The organism is Hyphomonas jannaschiana VP2 (assembly GCF_000685215.1).
GTDB classification, from domain to species: Bacteria; Pseudomonadota; Alphaproteobacteria; order Caulobacterales; family Hyphomonadaceae; genus Hyphomonas; species Hyphomonas jannaschiana.
Window position 1 is genome coordinate 479,236 of the sequence record NZ_ARYJ01000001.1, and the last position, 21,769, is coordinate 501,004.

Annotated in this window: 18 protein-coding genes; 11 read left to right on the forward strand and 7 right to left on the reverse strand. The window is 60.9% G+C overall.

Annotated elements, in window-relative coordinates:
* Positions 1-6 precede the first annotated feature (6 nt).
* Positions 7-852 carry a bifunctional DNA-formamidopyrimidine glycosylase/DNA-(apurinic or apyrimidinic site) lyase gene (gene mutM, locus HJA_RS02315; protein WP_035577601.1) on the forward strand — a complete coding sequence of 282 codons (846 nt, stop codon included), beginning with the start codon at positions 7-9 and terminating at the stop codon, positions 850-852.
* 94 nt (positions 853-946) lie between these two features.
* Positions 947-1,678 (forward strand): SDR family oxidoreductase, encoded by a 732-nt coding sequence (locus tag HJA_RS02320; RefSeq protein WP_035577603.1) that lies wholly within the window; start codon positions 947-949, stop codon positions 1,676-1,678.
* 3 nt (positions 1,679-1,681) lie between these two features.
* Here HJA_RS02320 and HJA_RS02325 read toward each other — a convergent pair whose 3' ends face one another.
* The 3 genes from HJA_RS02325 to rsfS form a co-directional block, all read right to left on the reverse strand.
* A complete protein-coding gene (locus HJA_RS02325; RefSeq protein ID WP_035577604.1) occupies positions 1,682-2,989 on the reverse strand; it encodes a TAXI family TRAP transporter solute-binding subunit in 1,308 nt (435 codons plus the stop codon).
* Positions 2,990-3,348: 359 nt separating this feature from the next.
* A complete protein-coding gene (locus tag HJA_RS02330) occupies positions 3,349-3,813 on the reverse strand; it encodes a 23S rRNA (pseudouridine(1915)-N(3))-methyltransferase RlmH (RefSeq protein WP_035577608.1) in 465 nt (154 codons plus the stop codon).
* 5 nt (positions 3,814-3,818) lie between these two features.
* Positions 3,819-4,154 (reverse strand): ribosome silencing factor, encoded by a 336-nt coding sequence (rsfS, locus tag HJA_RS02335; RefSeq protein WP_241764275.1) that lies wholly within the window; start codon positions 4,152-4,154, stop codon positions 3,819-3,821.
* A 259-nt stretch (positions 4,155-4,413) separates the two neighbouring features.
* Here rsfS and HJA_RS02340 point away from each other — a divergent pair, with 259 nt between their 5' ends.
* From HJA_RS02340 to HJA_RS17750, 4 genes are all read left to right on the forward strand, one after another.
* Positions 4,414-5,100, forward strand: coding sequence for a BON domain-containing protein (locus HJA_RS02340; RefSeq protein ID WP_035577613.1), 687 nt, complete (start codon positions 4,414-4,416; stop codon positions 5,098-5,100).
* 41 nt (positions 5,101-5,141) lie between these two features.
* Positions 5,142-6,092 carry a glutathione synthase gene (gshB, locus tag HJA_RS02345; RefSeq protein ID WP_035577615.1) on the forward strand — a complete coding sequence of 317 codons (951 nt, stop codon included), beginning with the start codon at positions 5,142-5,144 and terminating at the stop codon, positions 6,090-6,092.
* Positions 6,093-6,120: 28 nt separating this feature from the next.
* Positions 6,121-6,471 carry a hypothetical protein gene (locus HJA_RS02350; RefSeq protein ID WP_155839836.1) on the forward strand — a complete coding sequence of 117 codons (351 nt, stop codon included), beginning with the start codon at positions 6,121-6,123 and terminating at the stop codon, positions 6,469-6,471.
* Positions 6,472-6,639: 168 nt separating this feature from the next.
* The gene (locus tag HJA_RS17750) at positions 6,640-7,044 is read left to right on the forward strand and encodes a helix-turn-helix domain-containing protein (protein WP_051597262.1); all 405 of its coding nucleotides are present in this window, start codon (positions 6,640-6,642) and stop codon (positions 7,042-7,044) included.
* 3 nt (positions 7,045-7,047) lie between these two features.
* Here HJA_RS17750 and mutS read toward each other — a convergent pair whose 3' ends face one another.
* Complete coding sequence (mutS, locus tag HJA_RS02360) at positions 7,048-9,759, reverse strand: DNA mismatch repair protein MutS (RefSeq protein ID WP_035577619.1); 2,712 nt, start codon at positions 9,757-9,759, stop codon at positions 7,048-7,050.
* Positions 9,760-9,925: 166 nt separating this feature from the next.
* Here mutS and HJA_RS02365 point away from each other — a divergent pair, with 166 nt between their 5' ends.
* Both HJA_RS02365 and HJA_RS02370 read left to right on the forward strand, forming a co-directional pair.
* Positions 9,926-12,199 (forward strand): NADP-dependent malic enzyme, encoded by a 2,274-nt coding sequence (locus HJA_RS02365; RefSeq protein WP_035577622.1) that lies wholly within the window; start codon positions 9,926-9,928, stop codon positions 12,197-12,199.
* Between the two features lie 105 nt (positions 12,200-12,304).
* The gene (locus HJA_RS02370; protein ID WP_035577625.1) at positions 12,305-13,735 is read left to right on the forward strand and encodes an aldehyde dehydrogenase family protein; all 1,431 of its coding nucleotides are present in this window, start codon (positions 12,305-12,307) and stop codon (positions 13,733-13,735) included.
* Positions 13,736-13,800: 65 nt separating this feature from the next.
* Here the strand turns inward: HJA_RS02370 and HJA_RS02375 are convergent, their stop codons facing one another.
* Positions 13,801-15,342: a PQQ-dependent sugar dehydrogenase gene (locus HJA_RS02375; RefSeq protein ID WP_051597263.1), complete on the reverse strand. Its 1,542-nt coding sequence runs from the start codon at positions 15,340-15,342 to the stop codon at positions 13,801-13,803.
* Positions 15,343-15,533: 191 nt separating this feature from the next.
* Between HJA_RS02375 and HJA_RS02380 the strand changes: the two genes are divergently transcribed.
* Positions 15,534-16,115 carry a CC0125/CC1285 family lipoprotein gene (locus HJA_RS02380; RefSeq protein ID WP_035577628.1) on the forward strand — a complete coding sequence of 194 codons (582 nt, stop codon included), beginning with the start codon at positions 15,534-15,536 and terminating at the stop codon, positions 16,113-16,115.
* A 167-nt stretch (positions 16,116-16,282) separates the two neighbouring features.
* Complete coding sequence (locus HJA_RS02385) at positions 16,283-17,542, forward strand: multidrug effflux MFS transporter (RefSeq protein WP_035577630.1); 1,260 nt, start codon at positions 16,283-16,285, stop codon at positions 17,540-17,542.
* Here HJA_RS02385 and rimK read toward each other — a convergent pair.
* Entirely contained in the window at positions 17,529-18,947 is a 1,419-nt protein-coding gene (gene rimK, locus HJA_RS02390) for a 30S ribosomal protein S6--L-glutamate ligase (protein ID WP_035577632.1), read from the reverse strand. The two genes, HJA_RS02385 and rimK, sit on opposite strands and share 14 nt — an antisense overlap.
* 81 nt (positions 18,948-19,028) lie before the next feature.
* Positions 19,029-21,023 carry a protein meaA gene (locus HJA_RS02395; protein WP_035577634.1) on the reverse strand — a complete coding sequence of 665 codons (1,995 nt, stop codon included), beginning with the start codon at positions 21,021-21,023 and terminating at the stop codon, positions 19,029-19,031.
* A 122-nt stretch (positions 21,024-21,145) separates the two neighbouring features.
* Here HJA_RS02395 and HJA_RS02400 point away from each other — a divergent pair, with 122 nt between their 5' ends.
* Positions 21,146-21,703 carry a hypothetical protein gene (locus tag HJA_RS02400; protein ID WP_155839837.1) on the forward strand — a complete coding sequence of 186 codons (558 nt, stop codon included), beginning with the start codon at positions 21,146-21,148 and terminating at the stop codon, positions 21,701-21,703.
* Positions 21,704-21,769: the final 66 nt, after the last annotated feature.

Sequence of the window (21,769 nt, forward strand, 5' to 3'; positions counted from 1 at the left end):
ATAACCATGCCTGAATTACCCGAAGTCGAGACAGTTCGCCGCGGCCTCGCCCCCGTCATGGAGGGCCGCAAGATCGTGTCGCTGACACAGAACCGGGCAGACCTGCGCTTCCCCTTCCCCGAACGCTTTGCCGAACGGGTGTCGGGGCAGAAAATCGTTCGCCTCGGACGGCGGGCAAAATTCCTGACGGTGGAGCTCTCGTCCGGCGAGGTGCTGGTGATGCATCTCGGCATGACCGGGCGGTTCACCGTGAGTGGTCATGCGACAGCCCGCTACAAGCATGAAACAGGCACGGATCCGGCCCATGATCATGTCGTTATAGTCTTGGATAGTCATGACATAGTCACTTATAATGACCCCCGCCGGTTCGGCTTCATGGAACTCTGGCCTGCCGAGCAATTCCAGTCATATCCACGGTTAATGGCCATGGGGCCGGAACCGCTCAGCAACCATTTCTCCGCTGCCTATCTGGACACGGCCCTCAAGGGCAAGAAAGCCCCGATCAAGGCCGCCCTGCTGGATCAGTCGGTGATTGCGGGGCTTGGAAACATTTATGTTTGTGAGGCGCTCTGGCGGGCCAAGATCTCACCCAAACGCCTGTCACAAAGCATCCCCGGCCAGCGCGCCGCCCGCCTGGCCCCGGCCATCAACGACGTGATCGCAGAGGCCATCGAGGCCGGCGGCTCGTCGATTTCAGACTTTGCCAGCGCCAGCGGCGAACTCGGCTATTTCCAGCACCGTTTCGCTGTCTATGATCGCGAGGGCCAGCCCTGCCCGGCTTGCGGCACCACGATCAAACGCCTCGTCCAATCGGGCCGCTCCACCTTCTACTGCCCCTCCTGCCAGCGCTGACCGGCCGGTATTCAGACCACCTGAAGAGTGAGTTCCCTTTACAAACTCACTTGGATCAGGGAGCGTCGTCAAAACACCGGAGGAGGACCGAAGCATGGCAAATGGGGCAGCTCTGATCATTGGCGCAGGCGACGCAACGGGCGGCGCAATCGCCAAGGCCTTTGCGCATGAGGGCCTGACAGCCTGCGTCACCCGGCGCCCACGCAACTTGTCAGACCTCGACGCACTGGTCGGTTCGATTGAGGCAGAGGGCGGCAAGGCCCGCGCCTTTGGGGTCGATGCCCGCAGCGAAGACGAGACCATCGCCCTGTTCGACCAGGTGGAGGCAGAAGTGGGCCCGATAGAAGCCTGCGTCTTCAATATCGGGGCAAACGTCCGCTTCCCGGTCACCGACACAACGAGCCGCGTCTACCAGAAGGTCTGGGAAATGGCGGCCTTCGCAGGCTTCCTCGCCGGGCGTGAAGCGGCGCGGGTGATGAGCCCGCGCGGCCGCGGTACGATCATCTTTACAGGGGCGACCGCTGCCATACGAGGCGGCGCAGGCTTTTCTGCCTTTGCCGGGGCCAAGCACGCCTTGCGGGCGCTTGCCCAGTCCATGGCACGCGAACTCGGCCCTCAGGGCATCCATGTGGCCCATGTCGTGATCGATGGCGCAATCGACTCTGCCTTCATCCGGGACATGCTGCCGGATGCCGCCGAACGGCGCGAGCGGGATGGATTACTGATCCCCGACGAGATCGCAAAGAACTATGTCTGGCTGCACAACCAGCATCGCTCGGCCTGGACACACGAGTTGGACTTAAGGCCCTGGTGCGAAACCTGGTGAACCTCAGGCGCCCAGCGCCGGGGCTGACACCGCTCCTTTCGGGTTCATCACCAGCTGTTTGACAAACTCGACATGGCTGCGGAGGCGATAGAGGTCGTCTGTGTAGGAGAGCGGCACATCCACCGCGCCGATTTCTTCCTGCAGATCCTGTAGCTCCTTCACGATCCGGGCGCGCTCCTCAGGCGTCGGAGAGGCGCGTCCGCGCGCTTCCAGTTCCCGGATGTCCTTGTACCAGACATAGATCTTGCGCCGCACGCGCCAGCGATAGATCGGCGGGGCCGCCCGGACCAGCGGGAAGAGAAGCGTGAGCAAGGGGATCGCCAGCACCCACGCCCGGTCGAGGAAGTTCGCCACATCGAATGAGAAATACCGGCGCAGGAAGGATGGCCCGTCACGGTAATAGCGGCGCGCCTGGCTGGAAACCGGCAGGTCGGTCGCATCAGGATCCGGCCAGCTGCCTGCGGCGGACAGAAGCGAGCCATCGCCGTGAATGGCCATGGCGGAATCGATCAGCAACGCCTCGATCGCCGGATGGATGTCCTTTCGGATGGCTAGCTGCGCCACGGGCGCCACAAGAGGCACGTCGGTCGCTGGAATGTCGGCACCGATGTCGATGACACCGCGCAGGAGCGTGACCGCCGACAACGCATCCTGGCGCCGCGCGAGAGCGGGTGCGCGTTCAAAAGGTAGCAATTTCACGGCCGGGTCACGAAGAAGGTCCTGCACATAGGGCGCCTCAACCGAAGCGGCGAAAGCGACCGCATCGACGGCGCCCGCACGCAGAGCATCCGCCGCGTCGCTTCCGGACAGGGTCATCTGTGCAGTCGTGGGCCAGGTGCCGCCGAACTCAGATTGCAGGGAGAGCGCAAGCGCGCGCGTGCCGGACCCATCCGGGCCAATGGCAAAACGATAGCCACGCAGGTCTCCGAAGGCATTGATGCCGTTACCGGCCCTGACAAAGACCCAGAAAGGTTCAGGGAAAAGCCCGCCCAGCGAGTGAAGCTGTTCGCGGTCCTGCCTTGAGGCGAGTCCGCCCTGTACAAGGGCGACATCCACCTCCCCCTCGTCCAGGAGGCGCAAATTTTCGATCGAGCCGGCCGTGTCGACGAGGGAGACCTCTACTCCCTGAGCCTGCATCAAACGCTGATACCGTTCGGCATAGGCATGATAGGCCCCGCCCTGTGCACCGGCAGCAAAGCGGATTTTCTTCGGTGGCGCCGGATCCATCACCATCAGGGCCGCAATCAGGCCGACGGCGGCAACCGCGATCAGCGGCCAGTACACTTTCAGGAAATCCCGCCAACCTGACATTGCTTCGTCTCCCGCGCCGTCTGTGTGTCCGGTTCTGGTCTAGGCCGGGAACCGGGCGGGATCAACAAGATGAACGAAGCGTCACCGCTGGCCCGGAAATTGCCTTATTCAAGCCGTGCATGGAACCCATTCCGTTTGGAATGTGTTCATCTTGAAAGGTCGCTCCCATATCGGGTGCAACAGAGAAACCGGCCAGAAGGACGCCACCGATGAACGCCCAGCCCGCCTTGTCCAGATGGATAACGCTCGCGACATTTGCCGCGATTGCGGGCCTCTTGTTCGTGATGGCCTTTGCTCCGGAACCGTCGCTTTACGCGGGCTGATCCTGCTGCAGAGGCTCTGGTGAAGACCAGGTTCGCTCAGGCCTTGTGGTAAGGCGTTCCTGCCAGGATCGACATTGCCCGGTAGACCTGTTCGGCCAGCATGGCGCGCACGAAACGATGCGGCCAGGTCTGAGGCCCGAAGGCCAGCGTTTCGGTTGCCGCTTTCCTTACCGCCTCACCATAGCCTTCGGCACCGCCGATCAGGAAAACAAGGTCTGGCGTGCCCTGATCCCGCCAGGTGGCAAGTTTGTCCGCAAACGCGGATGAGCCCATGGAGGGACCAAACTCATCGAGCCGGAGAATATGCGCCCCGGCCGGAATTTTCTCGAGAATGCGCCCGGCTTCTGCGTCCAGCCCACCGCCACTGGCGACTTCAATTTCCTCGATTCCGCGAAAGCCAAGTCCGCGCGCTACAGGGCGCGCACGCTTCAGGTACTCGTCGACAAGGTCACGCTCCGGGCCGGACTTCATCTTGCCGACCACCAGAAAAGTCAGACGCATGGCGCCTAGTGGGCCTTGTCGCGCATATGAGCGGAATCAGAAGCCCAGATCTTTTCCAGATTATAGAATTCGCGCACTTCAGGGCGGAACAGGTGAACGATCACGTCGCCGGTATCGATCAGGACCCAGTCCGCATTCGGCATGCCTTCAATGCTCGCCGGGCGACCCGTGAGCTTCTTCGCTTCCTGGGAAATGTGATCGGCAAGTGCAGCAACGTGCCGGCCAGAACGGCCAGACGCAATGATCATGAAATCGGCAAGCGAGGATTTGCCCTGAAGATCGATGAAGAGCAGGTCTTCAGCTTTGTCGTCTTCAAGGGACTTTGCGAGAGACTCGGCCACGGCGCGGATGTCCTCAACGGTGGCCTGCTTTGCGGCCTGCAGCCGCGGAGCGCTGGAAGTCAGGGTTTTCGTTCCTTCTGGTTACTCATCCTCACATATTACCATGGCGGACGCTTCACAACCAGAAGAAACCCGTATTGTCTGTCATCGGTGCGCCTGTTGCAGCTCTCGGGCAGCAGTCCGGCGCTTTGCCAGAATTTCGCCTCAACCCGCGTGTTAATAAGCCGCGCCCAGACCCGACCGCCGACCGGAGTTGCCCATGAAGTCGCCTCTCACCGCCCTCGCCCTGTCCATGACCCTGCTGCTGCCTCTGGGCGGCTGCGTGGTTGCTGCGGTTGGAACTGCAGGCGCGGTGGGGCTCACCGCCGCACAGGACAAGACGATGGGCCAGGCGCTGGATGATGCGAACGTGTCCAACCAGATCAAGGCAAAGCTGCTCACGGAAAATTCCGAGAAGTTCGCGGAAGTGGATGTGGAAGTATCCAACGGACTGGTCCTGCTAAGCGGCCGTGTGAACAATCCGGAGGATCGCGTGCGGGCCGAAGGCATCGCCTGGAGCGCGGCGCTGACCCAGGATGTCGCCAACGAAATCAAGATCGAACCGCCGGGCGGCTTTATCGCCAATATTTCAGACGAGGTGATCACCGGCCGTGTGCGGGCACGCCTGATAGGCTCAAAAACCGTGAAAAGTCTCAATTTCAATGTCGAGACCTATGACGGCATCGTTTACCTCATGGGCACGGCCCGCTCCGCCAGGGAACTCAAAAAGGCCGCGGAAGAAGCGAGCATTGTCGCAGGCGTCAAACAGGTCGTGTCCTATGTCCGGATCCACCAGCCAGCCGTTCATGAACCTGAACCGGTACTGCAGGGCGAACCCACCTCTTACCAAAACGGCTCTGATACCTCATATGGGTCGGACGCCGAACTGATCGGCGCTAATTACTGACGGGACGCCTTGCCCGCGTTCCTGTAACCGGGAGCGCCCCCATGAGCCTTCGCGTCGCGATCCAGATGGATCCGCTTGAACACGTCAATATTGATGGCGACACCACATTTGCCCTTGCCGAAACGGCCCAGGCCCGCGGCATGGAGATTTTTGTCTACCAGCCGCAGGACATGAGCCTGGAAGGCAAACGGGTGACGGCGCGCGTGCGCCCGGCAAAGGTTCAGAGAGTCCCCGGCCAGCCGGGCGTTTTCGGGGACGCCGTGACGCTCGACCTGGCGAAGGATGTTGATGTTGTCCTGATGCGGCAAGACCCGCCATTCGACCTTTCCTACATCACAGCCTGCCACATGCTGGAACTGATCACCGGCGAGACGCTGGTCCTGAACGATCCGGCCGGCGTGCGGTCGAGCCCTGAAAAGATCCTGCCCCTGATGTTCCCGGAGCTGATGCCACCGACACTGATCAGCCGCGATCCGGAGGCCATTGACGATTTCCGGGCGCGCCACAAGGACATCATCGTGAAACCCATCTACGGGCATGGCGGGGCTGGCGTGTTCCGGCTGAAGGAGGAGGATTCCAACCTCGACTCCCTGCTGGAGCTCTTCTTCTCGAAATCCCGCGAGCCTGTCATGGTGCAGGCCTTCCTGCCTGCGGTCAGCGAAGGCGACAAGCGAATCATGCTGGTCGACGGGAAGGCCGTGGGCGCGCTGAACCGGCGCCCGAAATCCGGTCAGGTGCGCTCAAATCTGGTTGTCGGCGGAACGGCTGAAAAGTCCGACCTCAGCGACGCCGACAAGCATATCTGCGAGGCGATTGGCCCGGAATTGCGCAAGCGCGGCCTGGTTCTGACGGGCATCGATGTGATCGGTGGCCGGCTCACCGAGATCAATGTGACCTCACCGACCGGCGTTCAGGCCATCCGGAAACTCAGCGGCATTGATATACCTGCCATTTTCTGGGACTCTGTGCAGGAGAGACTTGCAGGCCGCTAGTCTCAGGGACAAGATCAGGCGCATGAACATGAAACTTATGACCGTCCTCGCCGTTGCTTCCGTCGCCTTTGCTGGTGCTGCTTGTTCAGAATCGACGACGAAAGCTTCTTCTGAAAACACGGACCAGGTTGCTGTTGAGGCGCCTTCCGGCACGCTGAACCTGTCCCTCGGGAGCTCGGTCAACGAAACCCAAGCTGCGGGGGGTACCCTGAACCTGAACCTTGGCGGGACTTCGGATCAGCCGCGGCTCATCGGTTCGGATCAGCTCGGCTCTGTTGATTTCAATCAGGACGTGCCCGCCCCGGTGTTCACAGACGGTGCCGCTCAGCCGGCAGCCGGCGGTCAGGATGATGATATTATCCGGCTCGATCCGAACTAACCGATACAGAGCCGCAGCACCGCGCAACATGACACGCCGTGCGCCCCGAAGGCATCAGGGCCCGCTAGCGCAGTCTGCCTGAAATCAAATTTTTGCTCGCACAGGTTGTATTTTGACCTGTGTTTGCATACTGCTTCTGGTTCCTGCCCTGAAACCGGGAAGACAGATATGCCCAGTCCGGCCAATTCCAGCAGCCCTGAAACGCGCAAGCCGACCGATGCGGATCGCTTTGTCGGCCAGAAAGTACGACAGGCCCGACGCGAACTCGGCCTGACACAGGAGGCCCTCGCAACCCTGCTGGGCATCACATTCCAGCAAGTCCAGAAGTATGAATCCGGGCAGACCCGCCTCTCGGCCGGACGCTTGCGGTCCGTCGCCATCGCAGTCCGCAAGCCCATCGACTATTTCTACGAGCCATTCGTGATTGCCACGCCCGCATCGGGCCTTGCCGAAAAAGAGGCCCGGATCCGGGAACTGCGCCGTGACGGCAAACGCCTGATCGACCGGATCGAAGATGATCGCTCCCTAAGGGCCGCTATTCATATCCTGTCAGCTCTGGAAAAATCGCCCTGACGCTTAGTCCTCGTGACGGGCTTCGGTTTTCAGACGATAGACAAGATCCAGCGCCTCTCTTGGCGTCAGCGAATCCGGATCGACCTCCTCGAGAAGTGCGATCAGCCGGTCCTCCGCGGCAGAGTGAACCGGAGCGTCCGCAGCGTCCTCCTCAACCGTCAACGGCGCCGAAGCAAACAGCGGCAAGGTCTCTGCCGAAGAGGGATCTGTTTCCAGCCGCTTCAGGATCTGCGCAGCGCGGGAGACGGCCTTCTTCGGCAGGCCGGCCAGACGCGCGACCTGAACTCCGTACGACTTGTCTGCCGGTCCCGGCTGAACCTCGTGCAGGAAGACGAGATCGTTCTTCCACTCACGCGCCCGCAAAGAGGCGTTGGCTGCCCCGGACAGATCATCGGCCAGCCCGGTCAGCTCGTGATAATGGGTTGCGAACAATGCACGGCAGCCATTGGTCGAGTGGAGATGTTCGACAGCAGCCCAGGCAATTGCCAGCCCGTCCCAGGTCGATGTCCCCCGGCCGACCTCATCGAGAATGACGAAGCTGCGGCGTGTCGCCTGCGTCAGGATCGCGGCGGTCTCCACCATTTCCACCATGAAAGTGGAGCGCCCGCGCGCGAGGTCATCCGAAGCGCCGACCCGGGAAAAGACACGGTCTGCAAGGCCCACACGGATGCTCCGCGCCGGCACAAAATACCCGGCCTGCGCCAGAATAACCGCCAGCGCCGACTGACGCAGATAAGTCGATTTACCCGCCATGTTCGGTCCGGTAACCAGCAGCAGGCGCGGCGCTTCCTTGATACCTGCATCCAGCTTCAGCGCATTCGCCGTAAATCCCTGACCGTCTTTCTTCAACGCCGCCTCGACCACCGGATGGCGCAGGCCTTCTGCTTCGAAGACAGGTTCTGCCTCGATCCGGGGGCGGATGGCATCAACCTCCAGCGCCCAGGCCGCTGTCGCGGCAGCAACATCGAGACATGCGATAGCCTCGGCGCTCGCGGAGAGGCTCACGCTCGCAGCAGACACACGCGCGGACAGATCTTCGAAGACAGCCAGTTCCCGTGCCTTGGCTTCTTCTTCGGCACGGGAAATCCGTCCGGCGAGCTCTGCGAGTTCGCTGGTCGAAAAGCGGACATTGCCGGCAAGCGTCTGCCGGTGAATGAAGGTTTCCGAAAAAGGCGGCGCCATAAGCGTGTCGCCATGCTTCGCCGGGACATCGACGAAATAGCCGAGCACATTATTGAATTTGACCTTGAGCGCGGAAATACCCGTGTCTGCAGCGTAACGCGCCTGCATCTCGGCGATGATCTTCCGGCTATCGTCCCGGAGACTGCGCACTTCATCCAGCGCCTTGTCCCAACCGGCGGCAACAAACCCGCCATCACGCGCCAGCGTCGGCGGGCTTTCCATGATCGCCCGCCTCATGTCGTCCTCAAGCACCTGAAGATCGGGTTGGCGTGACAGGTTCAGTTGTTCGCAGGCCGCCGCCAGATGTGCTGGGAGTTCTCCCGACTGGTTCAGCAGCCCCGCCGCATCGCTGGCCGCATGAAGGGCATTTGCAATGGCCAAAAGGTCGCGCGGACCGCCCCGGCCGAGATTGAGCCGCGTGCGGGCACGCTCCAGGTCCGGCGCCTGCCGCAGGCGCGCCCGGAGGTCTTCCAGCGCAGATGTGTCGTCCACAAACCATGCCGCCGCATCCAGCCGCGCTTCAATTTCCGATACGTCCAGCGAGGGGCGAGCAAGCCGCGCCGCCAGCAAACGGGCCCCGGGCGCCGTGACCGTGCGGTCGATTGTTCCCAGTAGCGATCCGTCGCGACCGCCATTCATCGCCCGGTCAATCTCCAGACTAACGCGGGTTGCCGGATCGATGGCGAGATGTCCCGACGGATCCGGCCGGCGTGGCGGATCGAGGCGGATCTCGCTGCCCGCTTGGGTCAGCTTCACATAATCGAGCAGCAAACCAATGGCGGAGAGTTCGGTCCGGCTGAAATCTCCGAGCGCATCGATTGCGGCAAGACCGAACGCCTCTTTCAGAAGGGCTTCGCCGGTCTTGTGCGTCGCGGCCCGTGCCGGCCGCCAGGTAACAGGCGCAGTGGAGGCAGCTGTTGCCGAAATAATGGGTGCCTTACCACTGTCCGCATCCGCCGCCAGCAATTCCGACAAGGGCCAGGCCAGCAACATGTCTGCCAGGGCGGCCGGGTCGACGCCTGCCACATCGAACTTTCCGGTTGAAACATCACAGACCGCAATGGCGCCTTCCGAGCCCCCTGCCCCAATGGCGATCGCTGCCAGCGCCTGTCCTTGCCGGGCAGGCAGCAAGGCTTCTTCCGTCAGCGTGCCGGGTGTCACGATCCGCACGATCTCGCGGTTCACGATTGCCTTTGAGCCGCGCTTCTTTGCTTCGGCCGGACTTTCGGTCTGCTCACACACCGCCACCCGGCACCCCGCCTTGATCAGGCGGGCGAGATACCCTTCCGCCGCATGGTAGGGTACGCCGGCCATGGGAATCGGTTTGCCCTCATGTTCCCCACGCGACGTGAGTGTGATGTCGAGGATCTTTGCCGCCTCCACAGCGTCATCGAAGAACAGTTCATAGAAATCGCCCATGCGGAAGAACAACAACGCATCGGGCTGTTGCTTCTTTATGGAAAGATATTGCGCCATGAACGGGGTCGGCGCGGAAGTCTTGCTCGCAGGGGAGGATGTTGCAGTGTCAGCCATGTCGCGCGGACGCTAGCCGTTTGCCAGGGGATTCGCAAAGCATCTGGCCAGCCATGCTGAAATGGCATGCTTTTCGGTCATTTAGACAGTTGGCAGCCCCTTCGGTGCGGCCTAGGGTCCGGCCCCAACGAGAACCGAAACAGACCCGCAGAACAGACCCCCAGTCATGACGTCCAAGCGCCCCAGCTTCACCGATCAGGAAGCCCTTGATTTCCATTCCAAGCCGACCGCTGGCAAGATTTCCATGGCGCCGACCAAGCCCATGGGCACCCAGCGGGACCTCTCGCTGGCATACAGCCCAGGTGTGGCTGTTCCTGTGCTTGCCATCGCCGAGGACGAAGACAAGGCGTACGACTATACCTCCAAGGGCAACATGGTCGCCGTGATTTCCAACGGCACCGCCATTCTCGGCCTTGGTGACCTTGGCCCGATGGCTTCGAAACCAGTGATGGAAGGCAAGTCGGTCCTGTTCAAACGCTTTGCCGATATCGACAGCATCGATGTGGAAGTGAACACGAAGGATGCGGACGATTTCATCCGCACGGTTCGCAACATCGGCGACACCTGGGGCGGCATCAACCTGGAAGACATCGGTTCTCCGGACTGCTTCATCATCGAAAGCCGTCTCCGGGAAGAACTCGACATTCCGGTCTTCCATGACGACCAGCATGGTACGGCGATCATTGCAGCAGCAGGACTGATCAATGCCTGCCACATCACCGGACGTGATCTGAAAGACGTGAAAGTCGCTGTCTCGGGTGCGGGGGCTGCTGGCCTCTCCTGTGCCGGCCTGATCCGTCATCTCGGCGTGAAAGCGGAAAACATCCTCATGTGCGACTCCACAGGCGTCGTCTATGAAGGCCGCACTGAACGGATGGACCAGTTCAAATCCGCCTTCGCTGTGAAGACCACCAAGCGCACCCTGACCGAAGCCATGGAAGGGGCCGACATTTTCCTCGGCTTGTCCGCCAAGGGCGCGGTGACGCAGGATATGGTCAAGGCGATGGCACCGAACCCGATCATCTTCGCCATGGCCAACCCGGACCCGGAAATTACGCCGGAAGAAATCAAGGCCGTGCGTGACGACGCCATTATCGCGACGGGCCGGTCGGACTATCCGAACCAGGTCAACAATGTGCTGGGCTTCCCTTACATCTTCCGCGGCGCTCTGGATGTCCGGGCGCGCAGCATCAATGAAGAGATGAAAGTCGCCGCAGCTTATGCGCTGGCAGAACTTGCGCGTGAGGATGTGCCGGACGAAGTCGCCGCAGCCTATCATGGCTCACGCCCCACGTTCGGACGAGACTATATTATCCCGACTCCGTTCGATCCGCGTCTCATCTCGCATGTGCCACCCTTCGTGGCCCAGGCTGCCATGGACACGGGCGTTGCCCGTAAACCGATTGCAGATATGGACGCCTACCGCGCCCAGCTGAAGCGCCGGTCGGACCCCGCCGCCGCCTTCCTCGAAGGCGTGCAGGCGCGCTGCAAGGAAGTACAGCGCCGCATCGTCTTCGCCGAAGGGGAAGAACCCGCCGTCGTCCGTGCGGCCTACAGCTTCAAGAATCAGGGCCTCGGTCACCCGATCCTGATCGGGCGCGAAGCACAGGTTGAGCAGACGATGGAGATGATGGGCGTTCCAGCCGGTTCGCTGGAGATCATCAACGCCCGCCTGTCTGACAACAATCCAGTCTATACGGACATGCTGTATGCCCGCGTCCAGCGTGAAGGCTATCTGAAGCGGGACGTCCAGCGCCTGGTCAACAATGATCGTAACGTCTTCGGTTCCTGCATGCTGAAGAATGGCGACGCAGATGGCATGGTCACCGGCGTGACCCGCAATTACGACGTTGCCCTGAAAGACGCCCAGATGGTTCTGGATCCGATCCCGGGCCAGGCCGTGATCGGCATGTCCATGGTGATCAACCGCGGCAAGACGGTCTTCATTGCCGATACCAGCGTCACCGAACTGCCTGGGGGACCGGAACTGGCGGACATCGCCATCGAGGCAGCCCGCGCAGTCCAGTCCGTCGGCTTCGTGCCGCGCGTGGCCTTCCTGTCCTATTCGACCTTCGGCAACCCGATGGGCGAACGCGGAGAAAAGGTTCGCGAAGCGGTCGCCATTCTCGACAAGATGGACGGCATCGACTTCGAATATGAAGGCGACATGTCAGCGGACGTGGCCCTCAATCCGAACCACTGGATGCTGTACCCCTTCTCGCGCCTCAGCGGCCCGGCAAACGTGCTGGTGATGCCAGCCATCCACGCCGCATCGATCTCGACGAAGCTGCTGGAATCGATGAGCCGGGCGACAGTGATCGGCCCAATGCTGCTCGGCCTCGAAAAGCCGGTGCAGATCGCCTCTCTGGGCGCGACGGTCGGTGACATCGTGAACCTTGCGACCATCGCGGCCTATGACGTGGATGGTGTTCACGGCTGATCGCCGGTTACGATGTTGACATATCGTCGGGTAAGGACTCGCGGCTGACGAGCCCTGCCCCTATACTTATTGTAGTCAGACAATCTGCAGGGAGGCCCGAGCGGCATGAAAGAGTACCTGAAATTCTACATCAACGGTGAATGGGTCGATCCCGTAACGCCGAAGACGCTTGAAGTCGAAAACCCGGCAACCGAAGAAAACTTCGCGGTTATTTCGCTTGGCTCGCAAGCCGACGTCGACAAAGCTGTTGCGGCCGCCAAGGCCGCTTTCCCCGCCTTTTCGAAAACGACCGTCGAATACCGCGCCGAACTGCTTGAAAAGATCGCTGCAGGTATCCAGGCCCGTCTGCCGGAACTGGCCGAAGCTGTTTCGACGGAAATGGGCGCACCGATGTGGCTGGCCAATGCTGCTCAGGTGCCGGCCGGTATGGGCCACTTCGCCACGACCGCTGCCATCCTGCGGAACTACAAATGGCAAGAAGTGAAGGGCACGACCCTGCTTCGCAAGGAACCGATCGGTGTCTGCGGTTTCATCACGCCGTGGAACTGGCCGATCAACCAGATCGCCTGCAAAGTGGCTCCGGCCATCGCAGCGGGCTGCACCATGGTGCTGAAGCCGTCCGAGATTGCTCCGATCGACGCCATGATCCTGGCTGAGATTATCCACGAGGCCGGCGTGCCGAAAGGTGTCTTCAACCTCGTCAATGGCGACGGCCCCGGCGTCGGCGCAACACTTTCCGCTCATCCCGACGTCGACATGATGTCCTTCACCGGCTCTACCCGGGCTGGCGTGCTGGTGGCTCAGGCTGCCGCGCCAACCGTGAAGCGCGTGGCGCAGGAACTGGGCGGCAAAAGCCCGAACATTGTCCTGCCGGGCGCTGACCTCAAGAAAGCCGTTGCAGGCGGCGTCATCCAGATGATGACCAATTCGGGCCAGTCCTGTAACGCCCCGTCCCGCATGTTCGTCCAGAAGGACCAGCAGGATGAAGCGATCGCGATCGCCAAGGCAACGGCAGAGTCCGTAAAGGTCATGATGCCGGCTGAAGCCGAGCCGGGTGCCATCGGCCCGATCTCGAACGGGAACCAGTACCAGAAGGTGCAGGACCTCATTCAGAAAGGCATCGAAGAAGGCGCCACGCTCGTCGCCGGCGGCCCGGGTCGTCCGGAAGGCTTCAACAAAGGCTACTTCGCCCGCCCTACCGTGTTCGCGAATGTCACCAATGACATGACCATCGCACGCGAGGAGATTTTCGGTCCAGTGCTCGTCATGATCCCCTACGAGGACGTGGACGATGCCGTGGAGATGGCGAACGACACGGTCTACGGCCTCGCTGGTTATGTGCAGGGCCCCGAGGAAGAAGCCAATGCGGTCGCCAACCGCATCCGCGCAGGCCAGATCCAGGTGAATGGCGCCCGGCCTGACTTCACCGCACCGTTCGGTGGCTATGGACAGTCCGGCAACGGACGGGAATGGGGCGAAGAAGGCTTTGAGGAATTCCTCGAAGTGAAAGCCGTGATTGGTTACAAAGCCGCCTGATCCGGCCGGAAAATCAGACTATAGAAGGGCGGCTCTCGAGCCGCCCTTTTTCTTTGTTCAGATACTCATGGCACGCTGACGAACCTGAAGATGTCGCCAGTGCTGAAAGACACGATGTAGAGGTTTCCATTGGAATCCTCTCCGAAACTGGAAACGTTGGAAAGACTGCCCTGATCAGGCGATAGCTGATCGTTCAGGCGCATGCTGGCCATTACATCAACCGTCGTCCCATTCACCAAGTCCGCTTCAGGCACCGACCAGACATTGCTGTTCACGAAGTCTGCGAACACATAGTGGTCGCGGATGGCATCCACATTCCCCCGGTAGACATATCCACCGGTGATCGAGTTGCCCTGATCGGCCCCGCTCCCATGGAAGTACTGCAACACAGGATCCCGGAAGGACGCGTCATCAGGCCCTTCAAAGATCTGTGTCCCTTCAAGATTGTCCCAGCCAAAATTGACACCGCCTTCGCTGGTTCCAAGCCGGTTCACTTCTTCGACGGCATTTTGTCCCACATCAGCGATGAACAACTCACCCGTGACAGAATCGAAACTGCATCGGAAAGGATTGCGCAATCCAAGAGCATAAATCTCCGGCAAGCCTCCGGCACCACCGGGAAAGGCATTGCCTGCCGGAATCGCATAGTCTCGTCCGGGATCGGCCGGAAAGTCATCTGACGTCACGTCGATCCTCAGCATTTTGCCAAGCAGATAGTTCGGGTCCTGCGCCCGCTCCAGCGGATCACCGCCACCACCTCCGTCCCCCATGGCAATATAGAGCAGGCCGTCGGGACCGAAATCCAGCCAGCCCCCATTGTGGTTCGCCTGTTCCTGGGGGATCGTAAGAATAACGTCCTCAGTAGATGGGTCCACCTGTTCGGACGATCCGGAAAACATCCGGTAACGTCGTATCTCGGTATCACCCGCCGGGTTCGTGACGTTTACAAATAGCGTCCGGTCTGTGGAGAAATCCGGTGAGAAAGCCATCCCCAGGAGACCGCGTTCCCCGTTCGTGGAAATGGACCCGGAGACGTCCAGAAAATCGACACTCCCGATTGCTCCATTCTGCGGATTGAGCAGTCTCGCCCGTCCTGCCTTTTGCAGGACGACGAGCTGATCGCTGTCCGGCAGGCCCGTCACGAAGAGCGGGGCCGAAAAACCGGAACCAACTCTCTCAAGGGACACCTGCTCAAGAATGTCTGTTACGGTTACGGCAAGACTGAGCGTGGCGGTGAGACCTCCAGGGTCCCGGGCCTCGAGGGTGAGGTCGTAGATATTGTCCGCATTTCCATCATTCGGCGCTTCGAAGTTGGGGGGTGACGCAAATGCGATGGTCCGCGCTGTAAGGTCGATGGTGAAAGCGTCCTCATCCCCGCCCGGGACCACTCTCAGAGTGAGGGAGTCTCCATCGGGATCGGCAACACTGACTGTGTAAAAAGCGCCCGCGGTGTTTTCTTCAACATCAACGCTGGCGGATCCGGAAAAGGCTGGTGGCTGATTGGGCGGTGGCGGGGACGTACCGCCACTGCCGCCTCCTCCACAGGCAACAACGGCCAGTAAGCATGTACCACTTAACCAGTGCGGGACCTTGGACAATCGTTCCATAAGATTCCTCCCGTTCCCGCCCTTACTCTATACATTATCGTATACGGGTGACTGCTGCTGACCAGATCGGATACGAAAAGTAACAATATCGTCATCCGGCTGGCGGCCCTTCGGCGCATGGTTCAACTGGTGTTCATCCAACCTCCCCGATATTATCTTCAGGAATTCCTGTATGCCGGAGGTCATCCACGATGCGGAAACTTGTTCTCCCCGTTGCCATTGCAGCCCTTGCCCTGCTCGGTGCCTGCGCGACCGCAACGCCGTATCAGGCGGCCATGGACGCCTCCAGCCGCGGCTATTCCGAACAGCAGATAGAAAACAACCGGTTCCGCGTTCAGTTTGCCGGCAACAGCCTGACAGACCGCAAGACAGTTGAGACCTATCTGCTTTACCGCGCAGCAGAGCTGACGAAGCTGAACGGGTATGATCACTTCCGCGTCGTTCACCGCGATACGGATGCGAAGAGCCGGATGGTCCCGATTGGCGGAGGCCCCTACTCGCCGTTCTATGATCATTTCTATCTCGATTATTACTATTACGGACCACGGTCGGCCTATTACCGGACCAGGCCCTATGCCTATGATCCGTTCTGGCCGCGCTGGGGATATTACGATCCCTATTGGGGCGGTGCGGAATACCGGGAATCGACCCGCTACATCGCTTCGGCTGAGATCCTGATGGGCAAAGGTCCGAAACCCGATGACGCTGCCTATTTCGATGCGGATCAGGTCATCATGAACCTCTCCGGCAGCATTGTACGGCCTGAGCCCTGATCTCAGTCGCACGTCCGGATTGGACAGGCTTTTCAGTTCGTCGGAAGCGCCGGATCCCGGCGCAGCGCAATTCTTGCTGACAGTTTTCTGCCCGCAGCTCTGGTAATGCCAGCCTGACGGGTCCAGATAGCCTTTCCAGAAACCTGCCCGCTCGAAAGGTGCCCACGGTGCCCGATACCGAAACCAAAGCACCCGAACCGGAGACGCAGTCCGAACCTTCCGTACCGGGGCGTTCGGAAATGGTGGTGATGGTGGCTGGACTCATGGCGCTGAACGCGCTGGCCATCGACATCATGCTGCCTGCGCTGAACCAGATTGCGCACGATGTCGGCCTGACAGCCGAAGGCGTGGAAAGCGACAACCGGCAGCAACTGATCATTTTCGCCTATATCCTGGGGTTTGGCGCGCCGCAGCTCCTGTGGGGCCCGATCACGGACCGGTTCGGGCGGCGCGGCCCGCTCTTTGTCAGCCTGACCGGCTACATATTGATGGCTGGCCTGTGTGTCACACTGCGGGAGTTCCACGCCCTGCTGGCTGCCCGGTTTATACAGGGTGTGTTTTCGTCCGGCGCACGGCTGGTTGCTGTGTCCGTCGTCCGCGATCTCTTTGCCGGACGCCAGATGGCGCGCTTCATGTCACTGGTCATGACCATTTTCATGATCATTCCGATCGTCGCCCCGGGCGTCGGCCAGATCATTCTTCTCGTGGCCCCCTGGGAATGGATCTTCGGCGCACTGGTTGTGTTCGGTATCCTTATGCTCGGCTGGACGTGGCTGCGCCTGCCTGAAACATTGCCGGCAGACCAGCGCCGCCCGCTCAATCTGGGCAATGCGCTGGGGGCGTATGCTCAAGTTGTCCGGACGCCCATTACGTTCGGCTATATGTGCGCATCCGGCATCGTCTTCGGCGCCTTGTTCTCTTTTATCGCAAGTTCAGAGCAGGTTTTCCGCGAAGTGTTTGGCCGGGGTGAGGACTTCGTTCTCTGGTTCTCCGGGATCGCCGGCATGCTGGCCGTAGCCAATTTCACCAATTCGCGGCTGGTTGAGAAAATCGGCATGCGCCGGATCAGCCATGCGGCCTTGCTTCTGTTTACCGGTCTGTCAGCGCTCTCGGCGCTCATCACCTTTTCCTTTGGCGAGAGCCTGCTCTGGTTCTACCCGCTGTTCATTCTGACGTTCGCCTGTTTCGGCCTGCTCGGCTCGAACTTCTCGGCGCTGGCCATGGAGCCACTTGGGTCCATCGCGGGCACTGCATCAGCCGCTTATGGCTTTGCCACGACGACCGTCTCCAGCCTGATCGGCATGCTGATCGGCAGCCAGTATAACGGCTCCACCATTCCCCTGATGATCGGCTTCGTGTGCCTGGGCGCTTCGTCTCTCGTGATCATCCTGATCACCGAAAAGGGAAAGCTTTTCAGCTCACGTTGATGCGGCGTTTGCTCCTTGTGGCCGTTTCCCGGTCACTGGAAAGCGGGCGCACCTGACGCTCGAGGTGTTCGATCACCTTGCCGGCAATATCCTGTCCGGTCGCACTTTCGATCCCCTCAAGGCCGGGCGACGAATTGACCTCCAGGACCTTCGGGCCGTCCTTTGTCTGCAACAGGTCAACACCCGCCACGTTCAGTCCGAGCACCTTTGCCGCGGCACGGGCTGTTTCCCGCTCCTCTGCCGTGAGGCGGATGCTGGAGGCCGTACCCCCGCGGTGCAGGTTCGAGCGGAACTCGCCTTTCTGCGCCTGCCGCTTCATGGCCCCGACGACCTTGTTGCCGATGATCAGAACCCGCACATCCGCGCCTGCAGCCTCTTCGACGAATTCCTGGACCAGGAAATTCGCATCGAGGCCCCGGAATGCATCTACAAGGCTTTCGGCGGCTTTGCGTGTTTCCGCCAGCACCACGCCCCTGCCCTGTGTCGACGTCAGCAGCTTCAGGACAACTGGCGCCCCGTCGACCAGCCCGATCAGGTCCTTGGTATCCTTCGGGCTGTGCGCAAAAGCCGTCACCGGCATGGCAATCTTCGCCCGGGCAAGCAGCTGCTGGGCCAACAGCTTATCACGCGAACGGCCGATGGCGCCGGCACCATTCAGGCAGACCGCACCGGTATTCGAAAATTGCCGCAGCACAGCCATTCCGTAGTCGGTTATTTTGGCACCGATCCTCGGGATCACGGCATCATAACGCGGCAGGGCCTTACCGTCATAATGCACTTGCGGGTCCAGCGTGCCGATCTGCATATAGCAGCGGGCCGTGTCGATCATCTCGATGACATGCCCCCGCTTCAGGGCCGCCTCAACGAGACGCTGGCTGGAGTAATTGTGCGGCTCCCGCGTCAGCAGCGCGATGCGAAGCGGACGCTTCACGGGCTTCTTCTTCGGCAGGCCCTTGTAGAGCTTGTAGGAAAGCTCCGGCATGCGGAAGGATTCGTTCGGGTCGACCACCATATCCGGCTGCATGGCGCCGCGGCCGAACAGCATGCGGTACATCATGTTCTCACGGTTGGTCAGAGTCAGCTGGATGGGCCAGCGCCGGGCGCCCATCTGGACTTCCGTCTCGATGACATAGCGCAGCTCCGTCTCACCATTGGAACTCGTTACCTCACGCCGGTCGACCACCGGCGCGGAACAGGTGACTTCCAGGGACGGATTGTTAGGGTCCGGCTGGATCAGGAAGCGGACCTGCGGGTTGGTGACCGGGCCGAACGGTTCGATGACACTGGCATGCAGGGCCGACGTCTTCGCGCCTGTATCGATTTTCGCCTTTATAGCGGGCAGGCCAAGATCCGGCAGGGATAGCCATTCTTCCCAACCGAGCTCAAAAGGATTGGAGTGGGGCATGGTCTGTGCGCCTCAGTCGAAAATTTTCCGCCGCTTATGCCTGCCGGCAAGCAAGCACAAGCGACAAGAACATTAAGGCGCTCAGCCTTCGACGAGCCAGGCCTTTTCGACGATACCGACGACATCCCCCATAATGCCCGTGATCTTGAAATCCTTCGGCGTGTAGATGCGGGCAACACCCATCTGGCGCAAGGCCTGGGCATCTTCCGGCGGGATGATGCCGCCGACCACGACCGGCACATTGTCGAGGCCGACCTTGCGCAATTCGGCCAGCGTCTCGCGCACAAGATCAAGGTGGCTGCCCGACAGGATCGACAGGCCGACGACATGCGCATTGGCTTCCTTTGCCTGCGCAGCGATTTCGTTCGGCGCAAAACGGATGCCTTCATAGACCACGTCCATGCCGACCTCGCGACCGCGCGCAGCGATCTGTTCGGCACCGTTCGAGTGTCCGTCCAGCCCAGGCTTGCCGAGCACATAAGTCAGGCGGCGGCCAAGTGCTTCGGACACGCGATCGACTTCCTTGCGGACGGCTTCGGTGTCTTCATTGCCGTCGGAATTGATCACGACCGCCACACCGGTCGGTCCGCGATACTCGCCGAACACTTCGCGCATCGCTTCGCCCCACTCGCCCGTCGTGACACCGGCCTTGGCGCAGGTGATGGAGGGCTCCATGATATTGGTCCCCTCTTGCGCAGCCGCCTTCAGGCCGGCCAGTGCCGCCTCTACAGCTGCATTGTCACGGTTCGTACGCCAGGCCGTCAGCTCACGGACCTGCATCATCTCTTCAGCCGGATCGACCGTCTGGATTGCGCCGTCGCCACCGCCCAGCGGGCTCTCTTCCGTTTCGGTGTAACGGTTCACGCCGACGACAGTGAGATCGCCGGACTCGATCGCCTTCACGCGCTCTATATGGGCGCCGACAAGACTTTCCTTCATGAAGTCGATGGAGTTCGTCGCGCCGCCGCGCGCATCGATTTCCGCGAGCGTCGCCCGGGCGAGTTCTTTCAGTTCGTTCGTCTTGCCTTCGACCACATGGCTGCCATCGAACAGATCTTCATATTCCAGGAGGTCTGTCTCGTAGGCGAGGATCTGCTGCAGACGCAGCGACCATTGCTGGTCCCATGGGCGCGGCAGGCCAAGTGCCTCGTTCCAGGCCGGCAGCTGTAACGCGCGGCAGCGAGCCTTCTTGGACAGCGTCACGGCCAGCGCCTCGATCAGGATACGATAGACATTGTTCTCCGGCTGCGGCTCTGTCAGGCCGAGGGAGTTCACCTGCACGCCATAGCGGAACAGGAGAGCTTTCGGATCGGAGACGCCATAGCGTTCGCGGCCGATCTCTTCCCAAAGTTCCACAAAGGCACGCATTTTACAAAGTTCCGTTACGAAACGCACGCCCGCATTCACGAAGAACGAGATCCGCCCGAAGACAATTTCAAAGTCCTCTTCCGGAACTTTGCCGCCGGCTTTCACTGTGTCGAGCACCGCAATGGCCGTCGCGAGGGCGTAGGCCAGCTCCTGTTCCGGCGTCGCGCCCGCTTCCTGCAAATGGTAGGAGCAGACATTCATCGGATTCCACTTCGGCACCTCGGTGTAGCACCAGGTGACCATGTCCGAGATCAGCTTCATCGATGGCTCGGGCGGGAACACATAGGTGCCGCGCGAGAGGTATTCCTTGACGATGTCGTTCTGGGTCGTGCCGCGCAGCTTCTTGCGGTCATCACCGCGCTCGTCAGCCAGGGCGACATAGAGCGCCAGCATCCAGGACGCCGGTGCATTGATCGTCATGGACGTGTTCATCTGCTCCAGCGGCAGTTCCGCCATCAGCTCGCGCATGTCGCCAAGATGCTTGACCGGCACGCCAACCTTGCCGACTTCGCCGCGTGCCAGGATGTGGTCGGCGTCATAGGCCGTCTGCGTGGGCAGGTCGAAGGCGATGGACAGGCCGGTCTGCCCCTTACCCAGATTCATCCGGTAGAGTTCGTTCGACTTTTTTGCGGTCGAATGGCCGGCATAGGTCCGAAAGATCCAGGGACGGTCCGGATCGTGCTGAAAAGAAGTTTGGCTGTCGGCCATGGGGCATGCGCCTCCCAACGCGGATTTTTTGTTGCGGCGCAACATGCCCTCCGGAAACCGGGCTGACAAGCCGCAGGATGGAGCGTCTTGCGGCCGCAGGCGGGCAGGGCCACATTCGCTCCATGATACATATTTCTTCCGGTGGCCAGCCAGGCGGGCCGACAAATGAATTGTCACCCGGTTCATTGCGGCTGGCGCTCCGCCTGCGACTGGCATCATTGGTGGCGTTTCCGGCGGCGGCCATGCTCGCCGCCATTGCCCAGCGCAGCTTCCTGATCCTTCTGCTACTGGCGGGCGGGATGATGCTTGCCTCCTGGATTGAGCGCATCCGGCTTTTGCGCGCAGCAGGCGAAACGCGCATGCCTCATCCCGGCGCTTTCTGGCCGGGTTTTGCTGCACGGACGGGCCTGTTGCTGGGAATCTTCATCATCACGCTCGGTCTGCTGGCCCTCTTTCGCGACACATCGCTTGCCCGCAGCTTTGGCTGGCCGGATTTGCTGATCGCCGGCGGCACGACACTGACAGTTTACCTGATGAACCTCGCCAGCGCCCGCCTTGCCGCCGGACAGGCGAACATCGTGGCGAGCCAGTTCAACGCCTCCTTCCATTCCGCACGCCGCCCGGGCGACGGACCGGATGACATCATCGAAGGCGAATTCACGTCCCCGGACGAGCGATGAACCAGCTTCGTCCGTCAATCAATTGACACTCCCCAAAAGACAGGAATGCGCTTAAAGAGCGCTGTC

Bases quoted from the DNA above. Each gene is read 5' to 3' on its own strand.
- mutM (WP_035577601.1), top strand. From the start codon at position 7: ATGCCTGAATTACCCGAAGTCGAGACAGTTCGCCGCGGCCTCGCCCCC.
- HJA_RS02320 (WP_035577603.1), top strand. From the start codon at position 947: ATGGCAAATGGGGCAGCTCTGATCATTGGCGCAGGCGACGCAACGGGC.
- HJA_RS02325 (WP_035577604.1), bottom strand. From the start codon at position 2,989: ATGTCAGGTTGGCGGGATTTCCTGAAAGTGTACTGGCCGCTGATCGCG.
- HJA_RS02330 (WP_035577608.1), bottom strand. From the start codon at position 3,813: ATGCGTCTGACTTTTCTGGTGGTCGGCAAGATGAAGTCCGGCCCGGAG.
- HJA_RS02340 (WP_035577613.1), top strand. From the start codon at position 4,414: ATGAAGTCGCCTCTCACCGCCCTCGCCCTGTCCATGACCCTGCTGCTG.
- gshB (WP_035577615.1), top strand. From the start codon at position 5,142: ATGAGCCTTCGCGTCGCGATCCAGATGGATCCGCTTGAACACGTCAAT.
- HJA_RS02350 (WP_155839836.1), top strand. From the start codon at position 6,121: ATGAAACTTATGACCGTCCTCGCCGTTGCTTCCGTCGCCTTTGCTGGT.
- HJA_RS17750 (WP_051597262.1), top strand. From the start codon at position 6,640: ATGCCCAGTCCGGCCAATTCCAGCAGCCCTGAAACGCGCAAGCCGACC.
- mutS (WP_035577619.1), bottom strand. From the start codon at position 9,759: ATGGCTGACACTGCAACATCCTCCCCTGCGAGCAAGACTTCCGCGCCG.
- HJA_RS02365 (WP_035577622.1), top strand. From the start codon at position 9,926: ATGACGTCCAAGCGCCCCAGCTTCACCGATCAGGAAGCCCTTGATTTC.
- HJA_RS02370 (WP_035577625.1), top strand. From the start codon at position 12,305: ATGAAAGAGTACCTGAAATTCTACATCAACGGTGAATGGGTCGATCCC.
- HJA_RS02375 (WP_051597263.1), bottom strand. From the start codon at position 15,342: ATGGAACGATTGTCCAAGGTCCCGCACTGGTTAAGTGGTACATGCTTA.
- HJA_RS02380 (WP_035577628.1), top strand. From the start codon at position 15,534: ATGCGGAAACTTGTTCTCCCCGTTGCCATTGCAGCCCTTGCCCTGCTC.
- rimK (WP_035577632.1), bottom strand. From the start codon at position 18,947: ATGCCCCACTCCAATCCTTTTGAGCTCGGTTGGGAAGAATGGCTATCC.
- HJA_RS02395 (WP_035577634.1), bottom strand. From the start codon at position 21,023: ATGGCCGACAGCCAAACTTCTTTTCAGCACGATCCGGACCGTCCCTGG.
- HJA_RS02400 (WP_155839837.1), top strand. From the start codon at position 21,146: ATGATACATATTTCTTCCGGTGGCCAGCCAGGCGGGCCGACAAATGAA.